11 protein-coding genes are annotated in these 14,573 nt (G+C 64.2%); 8 read left to right on the top strand and 3 right to left on the bottom strand.

What is annotated here, in order from left to right:
• Positions 1-67: 67 nt before the first annotated feature.
• The 5 genes from FJ490_RS17015 to FJ490_RS16995 all read left to right on the top strand — a co-directional run bounded on the left by FJ490_RS17015 (position 68) and on the right by FJ490_RS16995 (position 6,120).
• Complete coding sequence (locus tag FJ490_RS17015) at positions 68-2,092, top strand: bifunctional metallophosphatase/5'-nucleotidase (protein ID WP_140624316.1); 2,025 nt, start codon at positions 68-70, stop codon at positions 2,090-2,092.
• A 134-nt stretch (positions 2,093-2,226) separates the two neighbouring features.
• The gene (gene hemH / locus FJ490_RS17010; RefSeq protein ID WP_140632502.1) at positions 2,227-3,291 is read left to right on the top strand and encodes a ferrochelatase; all 1,065 of its coding nucleotides are present in this window, start codon (positions 2,227-2,229) and stop codon (positions 3,289-3,291) included.
• Between the two features lie 55 nt (positions 3,292-3,346).
• A complete protein-coding gene (locus FJ490_RS17005; RefSeq protein ID WP_140729024.1) occupies positions 3,347-4,591 on the top strand; it encodes an FAD-binding oxidoreductase in 1,245 nt (414 codons plus the stop codon).
• Between the two features lie 89 nt (positions 4,592-4,680).
• Entirely contained in the window at positions 4,681-5,631 is a 951-nt protein-coding gene (locus FJ490_RS17000) for an SPFH domain-containing protein (protein WP_140624323.1), read from the top strand.
• 24 nt (positions 5,632-5,655) lie between these two features.
• Complete coding sequence (locus FJ490_RS16995; RefSeq protein ID WP_140686033.1) at positions 5,656-6,120, top strand: NfeD family protein; 465 nt, start codon at positions 5,656-5,658, stop codon at positions 6,118-6,120.
• Positions 6,121-6,234: 114 nt separating this feature from the next.
• Here FJ490_RS16995 and FJ490_RS16990 read toward each other — a convergent pair whose 3' ends face one another.
• Entirely contained in the window at positions 6,235-7,236 is a 1,002-nt protein-coding gene (locus tag FJ490_RS16990; RefSeq protein WP_140686034.1) for a KpsF/GutQ family sugar-phosphate isomerase, read from the bottom strand.
• Between the two features lie 227 nt (positions 7,237-7,463).
• On the opposite strand from FJ490_RS16990, the gene FJ490_RS16985 reads away from it, so the two are divergent.
• Positions 7,464-9,245: an outer membrane beta-barrel protein gene (locus tag FJ490_RS16985; protein WP_181165244.1), complete on the top strand. Its 1,782-nt coding sequence runs from the start codon at positions 7,464-7,466 to the stop codon at positions 9,243-9,245.
• A gap of 56 nt (positions 9,246-9,301) precedes the next feature.
• On the opposite strand, the gene galU is transcribed toward FJ490_RS16985, so the two are convergent.
• Positions 9,302-10,216 carry a UTP--glucose-1-phosphate uridylyltransferase GalU gene (gene galU, locus FJ490_RS16980; RefSeq protein ID WP_181165245.1) on the bottom strand — a complete coding sequence of 305 codons (915 nt, stop codon included), beginning with the start codon at positions 10,214-10,216 and terminating at the stop codon, positions 9,302-9,304.
• Positions 10,217-10,417: 201 nt separating this feature from the next.
• Here galU and FJ490_RS16975 point away from each other — a divergent pair, with 201 nt between their 5' ends.
• Positions 10,418-11,641 carry a lytic murein transglycosylase gene (locus tag FJ490_RS16975; protein ID WP_140496283.1) on the top strand — a complete coding sequence of 408 codons (1,224 nt, stop codon included), beginning with the start codon at positions 10,418-10,420 and terminating at the stop codon, positions 11,639-11,641.
• Between the two features lie 27 nt (positions 11,642-11,668).
• On the top strand, positions 11,669-12,898 hold the full coding sequence (locus FJ490_RS16970) for a DUF459 domain-containing protein (protein ID WP_140624327.1): 1,230 nt from the start codon (positions 11,669-11,671) through the stop codon (positions 12,896-12,898).
• A gap of 154 nt (positions 12,899-13,052) precedes the next feature.
• Here FJ490_RS16970 and FJ490_RS16965 read toward each other — a convergent pair whose 3' ends face one another.
• The gene (locus FJ490_RS16965; protein ID WP_140522407.1) at positions 13,053-14,507 is read right to left on the bottom strand and encodes a glutamate synthase subunit beta; all 1,455 of its coding nucleotides are present in this window, start codon (positions 14,505-14,507) and stop codon (positions 13,053-13,055) included.
• Positions 14,508-14,573: the final 66 nt, after the last annotated feature.

Below are 14,573 nucleotides of genomic sequence, written 5' to 3'. Positions count from 1 at the left end.
CCGGCTGTTATAGACCGGTCAAGCAAGAGCGCTAAACGGCTCTGATCAGCCTATCCGGGAGACGAAGATGAAGAAGCTTGCCGCCATTGCCGCCCTTTCCGCGTCGACGCTGGGCCTGTCGGCCGGCGCATCTTTTGCCGACTACACGCTGAATATCCTGCACATCAACGACTGGCACAGCCGCATCGAAAGCAACAACAAATACGAATCCACCTGCTCGGCGGACGAGGAGACAAAGGGCGAATGCGTCGGCGGTGCCGGCCGGCTGGTCACGGCGATCGCGCAGGAGCGCAAGAAGCTGGAAGGCCAGAACGTGCTGTTGCTCAGCGCCGGCGACAATTTCCAGGGTTCGCTGTTCTACACGACTTACAAGGGCAAGGCCGAAGGCGAGTTCCTCAACGACATGAAGTTCGATGCCATGGCGCTCGGCAACCATGAATTCGACGACGGCGAAACGGCATTGGCGCCGTTCCTCGACATGATCAAGTTCCCCGTGCTCGGCGCCAATGTGAAAGCCAACGCGCAGTCCAAGCTCGGTGACCGCGTCAAGCCGTCCATCGTCGTCGAGGTCGGCGGCCAGAAGATCGGCATTATCGGCGCCGTCACCAACGATACGCCCGAACTCGCCACTCCCGGCCCCAACATCGCCATCGAGGACGACGTCAAGTCGATCACGGCCGAGGTCGAGAAGTTGAAGGGAGAGGGCGTCAACAAGATCATTGCCGTGACCCATATCGGCTACAACAGGGAGCGCGATGTCATAGCGAAGATCCCGGGCGTCGACGTGGTCGTCGGCGGCCACAGCCATACGCTTTTGTCCAACACCGATCCGAAGGCGGCAGGCCCCTATCCGACCATGGTCGACAATCCGGACGGCTACAAGGTGCCGGTCGTGCAGGCGGCGTCCTATTCGAAATATCTCGGCGAGTTCAAGGTCGTGTTCGACGACAATGGCGTCGTCAAGTCGGCGAGCGGCGACCCGATCCTCCTCGACAAGTCGATCACGCCCGATCCCGCCGTGCTCGCCCGCATAAAGGAGCTCGGCGCGCCGATCGAAGCGCTTAAGAACAAGGAAGTGGCCGAGACGACCGACGTCATCGACGGCAGCCGCGAGAGCTGCCGCGCCCGCGAATGCGCGATGGGCAATCTCGTCTCCGACGCCATCCTCGACCACGTCAAGGGACAGGGCGTCGAGATCGTCATCTCCAATGGCGGCGGCCTGCGCGCCTCGATCGACAAGGGCACCGTCACCATGGGCGAGGTGCTGACCGTGCTGCCCTTCCAGAACACGCTGGCGACCTTCCAGATCTCGGGCAAGGACCTCGTTGCCGGGCTCGAAAGCGGTCTCAGCCAGGTCGAGGACGGCGCCGGCCGCTTCCCGCAGGTGGCCGGCCTGAAATACGCCTTCGACAAATCCGCCCCGGCCAATGCCGGCCGCGTCAAGTCTGTCGAGGTGATGGAGAACGGCGCCTGGACGCCGCTCAATCCCGACAAGGACTATCTGGTCGCCACCAACAACTATGTCCGCCAGGGCGGCGACGGCTACAAGGTTTTCGCCGAAAAGGCCAAGAACGCCTATGATTACGGCCCCGGCCTCGAACAGGTGGTCGCCGACTATCTCGGCGCGCACCGGCCCTACACGCCCAAGCTCGACGGCCGCATCACCGAGATCGCCGCGACGACAGCGGCCGCGCCTGCGGCGGAGCCCGCCAAGCCAGCCGAAGCAATGCCCGATCTGCCTGCCAACTCCGGCGATATCGCCAACACGCCGCCGGCCGTGTCGACCGAGGCCGCGCCTGCGCCCGCACCGGCAACGCCTGCCGCTCCGGCAACGCCAGCACCTGCGGAACCGGCAAAGCCTGCCGAAGCCGCCCCTGCCCCGGCAACACCCGCGCCGGCTGAGCCGGCAAAGCCCGCCGAGGCCGCACCGGCCGAAACCAGCCATGTCATCGTCGCCGGCGATACCTATTGGGACCTGGCAAAGAAGGCCTATGGCGACGGCACCAGGTGGAAAGTCATTTCCGAAGCCAACAAGGGCTACGAGCCGCGCCGGCTTCCGGTCGGCGCCACCTTGACCATACCGCCGAGGTAACCGCCTTCGCCTTTGCGCGCAGGGACACCCGCCCGAAACAGGGCGGGCATCCTGTTTCGGGTAAGGTGCGGCCAGACGCTGCATTGAAAAGCAGCGCCGCATCGCTACTTTCGCGCCGTGTTCGGAGACCCGCAATGCCGCCTTCCACTCCTGTCGACGCCAAGCCCGCGAGAACCGTGGGGCCGAGACCGGCCGGACATTCGCCGGCCAAGGCGGGCAAGGTCGGCGTCATGCTGGTCAATCTCGGCACGCCGGACGGCACCGATTTCAGGCCGATGTGGCGCTATCTCCGCGAATTCCTGTCCGACCCGCGCGTCATCGAACTCAACAAGGCGATCTGGTATCCGATCCTCTACGGCCTGGTGCTGACCACGCGACCGAAGAAGTCGGGCGCCAACTATGCCAGGATCTGGAATCGCGAGAACAACGAGTCGCCGCTGCGCACCTATACCCGCGCCCAGGCCGAGAAGCTGACCGTGGCATTGCGCGACCTGCCCGACGTGGTCGTCGGCTGGGCGATGCGCTACGGCAATCCCTCGACCGCGAGCGTCGCCGAAAGCCTGGTCGCGCAGGGCTGCGACCGCATCCTGACCTTTCCGCTCTATCCGCAATATTCGGCCACCACCACGGCGACTGCCAATGACCAGTTGTTCCGGGCGCTGATGAAGATGCGTGCGGCGCCTGCCGTCCGCAGCGTGCCGCCCTATTATGCCGAACCGGTCTATATCGAGGCGCTCGCCCATTCGATCGAACGGCATCTGGCCAGCCTCGATTTCGAACCGGAGGTGGTCATCACCTCCTATCACGGCATCCCGAAACCCTATTCCGACAAAGGCGATCCTTACCGCGAGCATTGCCTCGAAACGACACGGCTGCTGCGCGAGAGGCTCGGCTGGGACGAGAAGAAGCTGATCACCACCTTCCAGTCGCGCTTCGGCGCACAGGAATGGCTGCAGCCCTACACCGACAAGACGGTGGAGAAACTGGCCAAGGACGGCGTGAAATCGATTGCCATCGTCAACCCCGGCTTTTCCGTTGACTGCATCGAAACGTTGGACGAGATCGGCCGCGAGGCGGCGGAAACCTTCCATCATGCCGGCGGTGGGAGATTCGCGCACATCCCCTGCCTCAACGACAGTCCCAAAGGCATGGCGGTGATCGAGGCGATGGTGCGGCGCGAACTGTCCGGCTGGATCTGAACCCGGGAACAATGGACGTTCCGGGGCGTTGAGGCGCGCCCTCCGGAGACCATCGATGCCCCGCAAGCTCGACCTCAGAAGCGGCCGGCCAGTCTGGTCCGCCTATCGGGCACCCGCTGTCCCGACAAGCGCTCTGACCCGTGACGCCAAGGCCGATGTGCTGGTGATAGGCATGGGCATCAGCGGCGCCATGATCGCAGAAGCGCTGACGGCGGACGGCCATTCGGTGGTCTGCATCGACCGGCGCGGCCCGCTGAGAGGGTCGACGTCGGCGACCACCGCCCTGGTGCAGTTCGAGATCGACCAGCCGCTGACGGCACTCGGCAGGATGATCGGCAAGGCCTCGGCGGAACAGGCCTGGCGGCGCTCGCGTCTGGCCGTTTCCAACCTTGCCGGCCGCATAGCCGAGCTCTCCATCAACTGCCGCCTGAGCCGCGCCCCCTCCCTCTATCTGGCCGGTACCGTGCTCGGCCCATCGCAGTTGCGTGACGAGACCGAGGCGCGGCGACAGGCGGGCATCGCCGCGACCTATCTCGCCCCTGCGCCGCTGGCTGCGCGATTCGGCATCGAGCGCGACGGCGCCATCCTCAGCCATGGCAACATCGCGCTCGATCCGCGCAAACTGACCGCCGGATTGCTGCTGAAAGCGCTGGAGCGCAAGGCGCGCCTCTACGCCCCGGTCGAGGCGACCACGATCGAAGACAGCGCCAAGGAGGTCGTCGTCGCCACCAGGGGCAGCCCCACAATCACCGCGCAGCACGTCCTGCTCGCGACCGGCTACGAGTTGACCGACATCGTGCCGGCAGCCGCCCACCGCGTCATCTCGACATGGGCCATCGCCACACGCTCGCAGCCGCGAAAGATCTGGCCGGACGCGGCCCTCATCTGGGAAGCGTCGGACCCCTATCTTTATGCAAGGGCGACAGCCGACGGCAGGGTGATCTGCGGCGGCGAAGACGAGGATTTTATCGACAAGGAACGGCGTGACGCGTTGATCGCCGGCAAGAGCCTGAGACTGGCCAGGAAGCTCGGCCGCCTGTTCCCGGATCTGGACACCAGGCCCGATTTTGCCTGGACCGGCTCCTTCGGCACCACAACCACCGGCCTGCCCTATATCGGCGCCATCCCTGGGCATCCGCGCATCCAGGCCGTGATGGGCTATGGCGGCAACGGCATCGCCTTCTCGCAAATCGCATCCGAAATCGTTTCTGCCGCCATCGCCGGATCGGAAGATACGGACGCAAGCCTGTTCGCCTTCAGCCACCGGCAGCAGCGACACAAACAATCCCTCATCACCTGATTGTAACGTTGTTGAAACACACTTAAGTGTTTGCTGAAGCCGGCTGCGGGAGAATGGCTCCCATGGCTTGCCTCTTGAGGGAGAGCCAAATGGATTTCAGTGGTTTCGATATCGCGATTATTGTTCTGGTCGCTCTTGTCGTGCTGGTGCTGTTCAAAGGCATAAAGACAATCCCGCAAGGCTACAATTATACGGTCGAACGCTTTGGCCGTTACACGAAAACGCTGTCGCCAGGCCTCAACCTCATCGTGCCGTTCATCGATCGCATCGGCGCCAAGTTGAACATGATGGAGCAGGTGCTCGATGTCCCGAGCCAGGAGATCATCACCCGCGACAACGCCATCGTCGGCGTCGACGGCATCGCCTTTTTCCAGATCCTCAACGCGGCGCAGGCGGCCTACCAGGTTTCCGGCCTGCAGAACGCCATCCTCAACCTGACCATGACCAACATCCGCACCGTGATGGGCTCGATGGACCTCGACGAGCTGCTGTCGAACCGCGACGCGATCAACGAGCGCCTGCTGCGCGTGGTCGACGAAGCGGCCCATCCCTGGGGCATCAAGATCACCCGCGTCGAGATCAAGGATATCAATCCGCCCGCCAACCTGATCGAATCGATGGGCCGGCAGATGACGGCCGAACGCAACAAACGCGCGCAGATCCTTGCCGCCGAAGGCCTCAAGCAGTCGCAGATCCTCGAGGCCGAAGGCCGCAAGGAAGCCGCCTTCCGCGATGCCGAGGCACGCGAGCGCTCCGCCGAAGCGGAAGCCCGCGCCACGCAAGTGGTGTCGGAAGCGATCTCCAAGGGAGATGTGCAGGCGCTCAACTACTTCGTCGCCCAGAAATACACCGAAGCGCTGGGCAAGATCGGTTCGGCCACCAACAGCAAGATCGTGCTGATGCCTTTCGAAGCGTCGTCGCTGATCGGCTCGCTGGGCGGCATCGGCGAGATCGCCAGGGAAGTGTTCAAGGGCGACGGGCCGGCCGGCACGCAACGGCAGGTCTCACGACCTCCGGTCGTCAGGCCGAGCGACAACTAATGCCTTTGTGAGTGGATCAAAACCATGATCGACCGCATCGTTTCCGAACTCGGCCCGTGGAACTGGATGGTTCTGGGCTTCGTGCTTTTGGCGATGGAAATCATCGCACCGGGCATCTTCATGTTGTGGACCGGCATCGCCGCGCTGATCGTGGGCGCGGTATCGCTGCTGGTCTGGGATGCGGCCAGCTGGACTTGGCAGGTCCAGGTGCTCGTCTTCCTCGCGCTGTCGCTGGTCTCGGCATTGGTCGGCAAGAAACTCATCGGCGGACGCGACGAACCGACCGACCAGCCGCTGCTCAACCGCCGTGGGGCGCAGATGATCGGCAGGATGGCGACGCTGTCCGAGCCGATCCGCGACGGCCGCGGCCGCATCAAGCTCGGCGACACGCTGTGGCGCGTCTCTGGCCCTGACCTGCCGGCCGGCACCCAGGTGCGCGTCACCGGAGCCGCCGACACCGATCTCGAACTGACCGTCGAGCGGGTGTGAAACCGGCTCCGCGCTAGCGCAATTCCAGGAAAAGTGTGTACGGTTTTCCGTCCGGAATTGTGCAGAAACAAAGAGATAGAGCAGTTCGCCGTTTCCGTGAAACGGTGGACTGCTCTACGCGGCGCCGATGCGCAAGAGATCGTGCAGGTGGACGAGCCCGACAGGCTTGTTGCCCTCCACCACCATCAGGCTGGTGATGGCTGAATTGTTGATCGTCTGCAGCGCGGTCGCCACCAGCGTGTCCGGCGCGGCGGTCTTGGGGGATCTCGTCATCACCTCATCGACCGTCATCGCCGTCAGGTTGCTGCCTATGTGACGCCTGATGTCGCCATCGGTGACGATGCCGATCAGCGCGCCGTCGGCGGCGGTGACCGCCACGCAGCCGAAGCCCTTGCGCGACAACTCCAGGATCGCGTCCTGCATGCCGGTGCCCGAAATGACCAGCGGCAACCTCTCGCCGACATGCATGATCTCGCGGATCTGCATCAGGTTGGCGCCGAGCTGGCCGCCGGGATGGAAGGTGCGGAAATGATCGGGCGTGAAACCCCGCGCCTCGAGCAGGGCGATCGCCAGCGCGTCGCCCATCACAAGTTGCAGCAGTGCCGATGTCGTCGGCGCCAGGCCATGCGGGCAGGCTTCCGGCGCACGCGGCAGCAAAAGCACGACGTCAGCGGCGCGCGCCAGCGCCGATGTCTCACCGGACGTGATTGCAATGAGCGGGATGGAGAAGCGCCTGGAATAGGCGACGATGCCCATCATCTCCTTGCTTTCGCCCGACCATGACATGGCGATGATGGCATCGTCCCTGGCGATCATGCCGAGATCGCCGTGGTTGGCTTCAGCGGGGTGGACGAAAAAAGCCGGCGTTCCGGTCGAGGCCAGGGTCGCGGCGATCTTCGAGCCGATATGGCCGCTTTTGCCGACGCCGGTGACGATGACCCGGCCTTCGATCCTCGAGATCATGTCGACCGCTTCGGCAAAGGGCTTCGCCAGCCCATTTTCGAGCGCCTCGGCCAGCGCCGCCACTCCCGCCTGTTCGGTCGCCACCGTTCTTAGTGCCGAAGCGATAGAGGCCTGTCTGTCCAACGGCTTCTTGTCGAGGGATCGCGCATCCATGGCCGATGCGATTAGCGCTTTGTGCCGCGCCTGTCCAACGGAAATGCCTCCCCCGACCGTCTAGGAGAGCGGTTCGAATGAACGAAGCGCAAGGTCACGAATGTCGAGACCTGGAACAATGAGCGCTTGGAAAAGCAATCGCCCCCCGCCTCAACCCTCCGTTAACCATCCCCATTTACGGTTCGGTAAGTATGGCGCGCGCTCGCGCCGCGCAAGCAGTGGTGGCGATGTCCGGGGCCCAGTCAGAAAAGACGAGAAGGCGAAAGAGCAAGGCTGCCTGCGCCTTGCTGCTGGCGACCAGCATCTTCGGCCTGCCGCGACCGACGCTGTCCTTCGCCCAGGAAACGGAGCTGCGCGGCGAGGTCTCGGAATCGGCGATCCTGTCCGACCAGCAGCGCAAAGCGAGACTGGCCGCCATAGCCGGTCAGGGTCAACAGCAGCCAGCGAATGCCGCCGGTCAGGACGACACGCCGTCGCGCACCTATCTGCCCGCCAGCGCCGGCGCTGCTCCTGACGATAGCGGTGCCGCCTCGCCCACTGGCAGCATCTTCGACCCGCCGGCGGCCGGTGACGACGTGACCGCCGACAATCCGCCTCCGCCCAAACCACGCCGGCCATCGGCCACCGGGCAGGCCAATGCGGACAAGACCGCCGACAGGGCGAAGACAAAGAAAAAGAACACCACCGCGACGACCGACGCGACCACCACCGCCAGCACGGCCGACGATGCCGACGCCACCGTCACCGGCACCGGCACCGACCAGGAGACCGCCAACCGCCGCGCCGTCACGATCGACAGCGTCGACCGGCAGCAGCTCGATCCGGGCGCCGAACGCACCGCTTCCATCGAAGGGCAGAAGAAGAAAATCGAGGACGATCCGTTCACCGCTCCAGGCATCAAATGGGGCTCCTTCGTCATAAGGCCGACGCTGGAGCAGGGCCTGACCGCCACCTCGAACGGCGATTCCAGCAGTGCCGGCAAAGCGGCGCTGCTGTCCGAGACGGCACTGCGCTTTTCCGCCGCCTCCGACTGGCGCGAGAACTCCGCGACCATTGATGGTTATGGCCTCTTCCGCGAGACCGTCTCGGGCTACCCGGTTCACAATGAGCAAGGCCGCATCGAAGGCCAGCTCAATGTCGACCTCGACAACGAGCAACGCGCCGTCGCCAAGCTCGGTTACGAGGCCGTGCCGGAATCGGCCTCGTCGCCCGACGCCATTGCAGGCGTCAGCAAGCAACCGCTGCGCCAGACCATCGACGGCAGCCTCGGCATCGAAAAGGACGTCGGCAAGGCGCAATACACTTTGACCGGCGCGGTCTCGCACGACTTCTATGGCGACGCCAAGCTTTCTGACGACACCTCGCTGTCGCAGAAGGATCGTAACTCCACGCTTTATACGGCGACCTTGCGCACCGGCTACGAAATCTCCCCTGCCCTTACGCCTTTCACCGAAATCGAGCTCGGGCGCAGGGCCTATGATCAACGCTTCGACAATGAAGGCTTCGAGCGTTCATCAACGCGGCTTGGTGCCCGCGCCGGCCTCGAGCTCGACATGGGCGAGAAGCTCGCCGGCGAGTTCTCGGCCGGCTGGCTGCGGGAAGCGATCGACGACGACCGCCTGGGGGCGATCGCGGGTGCCACCGTGGACGCCGACCTGAAATGGTCGCCCGAACGCGGCACCACGATCGGCCTGACCGGGCGGACCACGGTCGAGCCCACGACCACCGCAGGTGAAAGCGGCGACATCCTCTATTCCGGCCGCCTCACGGCCGAACGCCAGATCCGCGCCAACCTGACCGGCAATGCCGCGCTGGGCCTGGACTGGCGCGATTATATCGGCATAGACGGCCATGACAGGGTGCTGAGCGCCGAAGCCGGGCTGACATGGTGGCTGAACCGCTATGCCGGCCTCACCACCCGCGCCAGGACCGAGAAGCTCACCAGCAACCTGCCTGGCCGCGACTACACCGCCAACAGCATCTATCTCGGCTTGAAGGTGCAGCGGTAAGCGCGGGCCGCTAAGCTGCGTGCCGCATCCGAGACATCGGCCAGACAGCGCCTCCCTTAAAGCGCCGCCACAACGTCCTCCGAAGGCGCCATCTCGTCGAGAAGCCTGCGGATAACGCCGGCCATGCTCTGGTTCATGTCGTTGCGCCAGAGCGCGAAGGCCACATTGGCCTCGACGAACCCTTCCGGCGATCCGCAATCGAAGGTGCGGCCCTGAAAGTGGTAGCCGTAGAAGGGCTGCTGCTTCTCCAGCTTCAGCATTGCGTCCGTGAGCTGGATCTCGTTTCCGGCGCCCTTCTCCTGGCCTTCGAGGATTTTGAAAATCTCGGGCTGCAATATGTAGCGGCCATTGATGTAGAGATTGGAGGGCGCGGTGCCGGTCTTCGGCTTTTCCACCATCTCGGTGATGCGGAAGCCATGATGGGTGGCTTCGCCCCGGCCGACAATGCCGTACTTATGGGTCTCGGCGGGATCGCATTCCTGAACCGCGATAATGTTGTTGCCGGTCTCGGCATAGAGGTCGACCATGTCCCTCATGCAGCTCTTTTCCGACTGCATGATCATGTCGGGCAACAAGAGCGCGAACGGCTCGTCGCCGACCAGTTCGCGCGCGCACCAGACGGCATGGCCAAGTCCGAGCGGCACCTGCTGGCGAGTGAAGCTGGTCTGTCCCGGCCCGGGCTGCAGCCGCTGCAGCCTGGCGAGCTGGTCGTCCTTGCCGCGCTGGGCGAGCGTGTCATAGAGCTCGAACTGGATATCGAAATGATCCTCGATGACCGCCTTGTTGCGCCCGGTGACGAAGATGAAATGCTCGATGCCTGCCTCGCGCGCCTCGTCCACCACGTATTGGATGACGGGCCGGTCGACCACGGTAAGCATTTCCTTGGGGACGGCCTTGGTGGCCGGGAGAAACCGCGTGCCGAGACCTGCGACCGGGAAAACTGCCTTGCGAACTCTCTTCATGCCTTCAATTATCCGTTTGCAGGCCGGCTCCGCAATCCCGCGCCGCGACATTTTCACGCCGGAATTGAGGATTATCGGGCGAATGAAGGGAAACTTGCACCGGTAGAAGCATCGAGGCGCCTTTTCGTTCCAGGGGCGGCCTATGGTAAACCAATTCCTAACCTGGTTCGGCGATGAATGGTCTTTCCCAAGACGGAGAAGGAGGAAAAGATGTCCGTTCGCAATGCCGCAAAGCGTTTCACCAGCGTCATGACGGCCGCCAGCCTCTCGCTCGCCATGCTGATGCCTGCCGGGCCGGCCTTCGCCGATGCCGGCTTCCGGCAATGGGTCGCCGGCTTCCGCGCCACCGCGGTGCAGGGGGGCGTTTCCGGCGCCGTCTATGACCGCGCCTTCAGGGGCATCGACGAACCCGATCCGGTGGTGCTGGAAAAAGCCCGAACCCAGCCGGAATTCACCGCACCCGCCTGGGATTATTTCGACAACCGCGTCCACGACCAGTCGGTCGCGGTCGGCCAGCAGATGGCCAGGAAATGGAAGCCGTGGCTGGACAGGATCGAGGCGAGGTTCGGCGTTGACCGCAACGTCCTGCTGGCCATCTGGTCGATGGAATCCAACTATGGCGAGATCCTCAAGCGCGACGACATCATGCGCAATGTCGTCCGCTCGCTGGCGACCCTGGCCTATGGCGATCAGAAGCGGTCGAAATATGCCCGCACGCAACTGGTCGCCGCACTGAAGATCCTCCAGACCGGCGACATCGACGAGAGCCACCTCATGGGCTCCTGGGCGGGCGCCATGGGCCAGACCCAGTTCATCCCGACCAGCTACCAGCACTATGCGGTGGACATGGACGGCAACGGCAAGCGCGACATCTGGAATTCCATTCCCGATGCCTTGGCGACATCAGCCAATCTGCTCAAGAAGAATGGCTGGCAGGCCGGCAAGACCTGGGGCTACGAGGTGGCCTTGCCGGCCGGCAAGCTGCCTGCAGGCTCCAGGACGCTGGCGCAATGGCAGGCGCTCGGCGTGGTCAGGGCGAGCGGCAAGCCGTTCAGGAACCTCAGCGACAAGGCGACGTTGAAAGTACCGGATGGCCGCGGCGGTCCCGCCTTCCTGATGATCAGGAATTTCTCGGTCATCAAGGCTTACAACAATGCCGACAAATACGCGCTTGCCGTTGGCCTTCTTGCCGACGAGATCGCCGGTTCCACCGGCCTCGTACAGGACTGGAAACGGCCTTTCACCAAGCTGACGTTCGAGGAAAGGCAGGAATTGCAGAAGCGGCTTTCCCAGCACGGCCTTTATGATGGCAAATTCGACGGCAAGATCGGCGACGGGTCGAAGTCGGCCATCATGGCCTATCAGGCAAAGGTCGGCTTGACCCAGGACGGCTATCCGAGCATGGAAGTGCTCAAATGGCTCAGGCAAAAATAGGGCCTGTCATGAACTGAGGAGGAACGATTGGCTTGGGCTGCGCGCATCGGGACCTTCATTCCCCGCATGCTGGTGCTGTTCCTGGCCGTCGCCGTGCTCGCCGTCGCCATGGCAGGCGCCTTCCATGCCCCCGCCATGGCGCAGGAGCAGCAAAGCCGCGGCTGGTCATTGCGTGACCTTCTGTTCCCGCGCCGCAGCGAGCGGATCGAGCCGCCGCTGGACATCCAGAAACCAAGGCCCAGGCCGAAGGCAAAAAAGCCGCGTGCCCCGCGTCCGCCCGCGGAACCGGAAATCCCGATCGCCGAGAAGGCGCCGGACGCCCGGGTCGTCCTGGTGGTCGGCGATTTCATGGCGGCCGGGCTCGCCGAAGGTCTAGATACCGCCTTTGCCGAGAATACCGGCGTCAGGATCGTCGTTCGCTCCAATGGCTCGTCGGGCTTCGTGCGCGATGATTTCTACAATTGGCCGGAACAGATCAAATCGTTGATAGAGACCGAAAAGCCCGCCGCCGTGGTCGTGATGCTGGGTTCCAACGACCGCCAGCCGATGAAGGTGGGGGATGTGCGCGAGCAGCCCCGTTCCGAGACCTGGACCAAGGAATACGAACGTCGCACCGAAGCGTTCGGCAAGGCCATCGCCACGGCTAAGGTGCCTTTCCTGTGGGTCGGCATGCCGGCGTTCAGGGTTTCGAAGATGACATCCGACATGCTCGCCTTCAACGACATCTACCGTCAGGCGGCCGAAAGCCATGGCGGCGAATTCGTCGATATCTGGGATGGATTCGTCGACGAGAACGGCGCCTTCGTCACCAGTGGCCCCGACATCAACGGCCAGCCCGTGCGGCTGCGCTCCGATGACGGCATCAACATGTCGAAGGCCGGCAAGCGCAAGCTCGCCTTCTATACCGAAAAGCCGTTGATGAAGGTCCTGGGCCTGGCCGCGCCGGGAAGCGTCGCCCCGACCGCTGCTCCTGCCGGCGCGCCGGTCGAGGCGCCGGCGCCGGCCGCCGCTCCCATCGTCATTGACCGCACCGCGCCGATGCTGCTCAGCGATCCGGCGCTCGACGGCGGCACGGAACTGCTCGGCGCCGGACCGCCCGCGAAGGCCAACCCGGGCCTGCCCGGCGAAAAACTGGTGGTCGAGGGCAAGGCGCCGGTGGCTTCGCCCGGCCGCGCCGACGATTTCGCCTGGCCGCCGAAGACAAATCCGGCAGCCGCGGCCGCCGCGGCTGGCACGACGACGGCCATCACTCCTTAGCAGCGCGGAGGGCCGAAACCGGTTTTCGGAACTCGCTGCTGCGAGCCATAGGATGGCGTTTTCAAGAACCGGAGCGAGCGTACTTTTTGGGTACGGGAGCACCGGAAGCGCAGAAAACGCCTTATGGCCGCAGCAGTAGAGTTTCCAAACGGGCTCAGCGGGGCAGGACGCTCGAACCCATCAATGCCTCGTCGATCGAACGCGCCGCCTGCCGACCCTCGCGGATCGCCCAGACCACCAGCGACTGGCCCCGACGCACGTCACCCGCGGCATAGAGCCTGTCGACGCTGGTCCGGTAGTCGCGGTCATTGGCCTCGACATTGCGGGAGCGCCGGCTGTCGGTGACGATCTTCATCTCACCTTCCAGTTCAGACACCACGCCGGCCATGGCCGGCCCGGCAAAGCCGATGGCGATGAAGGCGAGATCGGCGCGGATGACGAACTCGGTGCCGACGATCGGTCGGCGCTTGTCGTCGACCTCGCAGCATTTGACACCGGTCAGCTGGCCTTCCTCGCCGATGAATTCGAGTGTCGCCACCTGGAATTCGCGCTCGGCGCCCTCGGCCTGCGAGGAGGAGGTGCGCATCTTGGTCGCCCAGTAGGGCCAGACGGCGAGCTTGTCTTCCTTCTCCGGCGGCTGCGGACGGATGTCGAGCTGCGTGACGCGCACGGCGCCTTGGCGGAAGGCGGTGCCGACGCAGTCGGAAGCGGTATCGCCGCCGCCGACGACGACGACATGCTGGCCGCTGGCGATGATCGGGTGCGACGGCCACGCCACCGACTGGATCGGCTCGCCGCCGACACGCCGGTTCTGCTGCACCAGGTAAGGCATCGCGTCATAGACGCCGCCGAGATCGTCACCGGGGATGTTGGCCGCACGCGGGGTCTCGGATCCGCCGCAATAGAGCACCGCGTCGTGCTCGGCGAGCAGTTCGGCCACGGGCTTGTCGATGCCGACATTGACGCCGCAATGGAAGGTCACGCCTTCGCCCTGCATCTGCTCGATGCGGCGATCGATATAGTGCTTCTCGATCTTGAAGTCGGGAATGCCATAGCGCATCAGCCCGCCTGGCCGGCTTTCGCGTTCGTAGACATGGACATCATGGCCGGCGCGGCCGAGCTGCTGGGCGGCGGCCATGCCGGCCGGGCCGGAGCCGATGACGGCGACGCGCTTGCCCGTCTTCCTCTCCGGCGGATAGGGCCTGATATGGCCGGTCTCGTAGGCCTTGTCGGCGATCGCCTGCTCGACCGTCTTGATGGCCACCGGAATGTCCTCGAGGTTCAGCGTGCAGGCTTCCTCGCAAGGCGCGGGGCAGATGCGGCCGGTGAATTCGGGGAAATTGTTGGTCGAATGCAGGTTGCGGATCGCATTGTCCCAGTCCCTGTTATAGACGAGGTCGTTCCAGTCCGGGATCTGGTTGTGGATCGGGCAGCCGGTCGGCCCGTGACAGAACGGGATGCCGCAGTCCATGCAGCGCGCGGCCTGTTTCTCGACCTCCTTGTCCGACATCGGCAGCGTAAACTCGCGGAAATGCCGGATGCGGTCGGAGGCCGGCTGGTACTTGTGCACCTGCCGGTCGATCTCGAGAAAGCCTGTTACCTTGCCCATAGTCCAGTTCCTGCTGTCCAGATGGTGCGGTTTTCGCCGCACCCGTTAACCTCTTCAGGCAGCCGT

It is taken from the genome of Mesorhizobium sp. B2-5-11, assembly GCF_006440835.1.
In the GTDB taxonomy this organism is placed as follows: Bacteria; Pseudomonadota; Alphaproteobacteria; order Rhizobiales; family Rhizobiaceae; genus Mesorhizobium.
This window is presented reverse-complemented; position numbering and strand designations above follow the sequence as displayed.

Coding starts and splice junctions, on each gene's coding strand:
- FJ490_RS17015 (WP_140624316.1), top strand. CDS start 68: ATGAAGAAGCTTGCCGCCATTGCCGCCCTTTCCGCGTCGACGCTGGGC.
- hemH (WP_140632502.1), top strand. CDS start 2,227: ATGCCGCCTTCCACTCCTGTCGACGCCAAGCCCGCGAGAACCGTGGGG.
- FJ490_RS17005 (WP_140729024.1), top strand. CDS start 3,347: ATGCCCCGCAAGCTCGACCTCAGAAGCGGCCGGCCAGTCTGGTCCGCC.
- FJ490_RS17000 (WP_140624323.1), top strand. CDS start 4,681: ATGGATTTCAGTGGTTTCGATATCGCGATTATTGTTCTGGTCGCTCTT.
- FJ490_RS16995 (WP_140686033.1), top strand. CDS start 5,656: ATGATCGACCGCATCGTTTCCGAACTCGGCCCGTGGAACTGGATGGTT.
- FJ490_RS16990 (WP_140686034.1), bottom strand. CDS start 7,236: ATGGATGCGCGATCCCTCGACAAGAAGCCGTTGGACAGACAGGCCTCT.
- FJ490_RS16985 (WP_181165244.1), top strand. CDS start 7,464: ATGTCCGGGGCCCAGTCAGAAAAGACGAGAAGGCGAAAGAGCAAGGCT.
- FJ490_RS16975 (WP_140496283.1), top strand. CDS start 10,418: ATGTCCGTTCGCAATGCCGCAAAGCGTTTCACCAGCGTCATGACGGCC.
- FJ490_RS16965 (WP_140522407.1), bottom strand. CDS start 14,507: ATGGGCAAGGTAACAGGCTTTCTCGAGATCGACCGGCAGGTGCACAAG.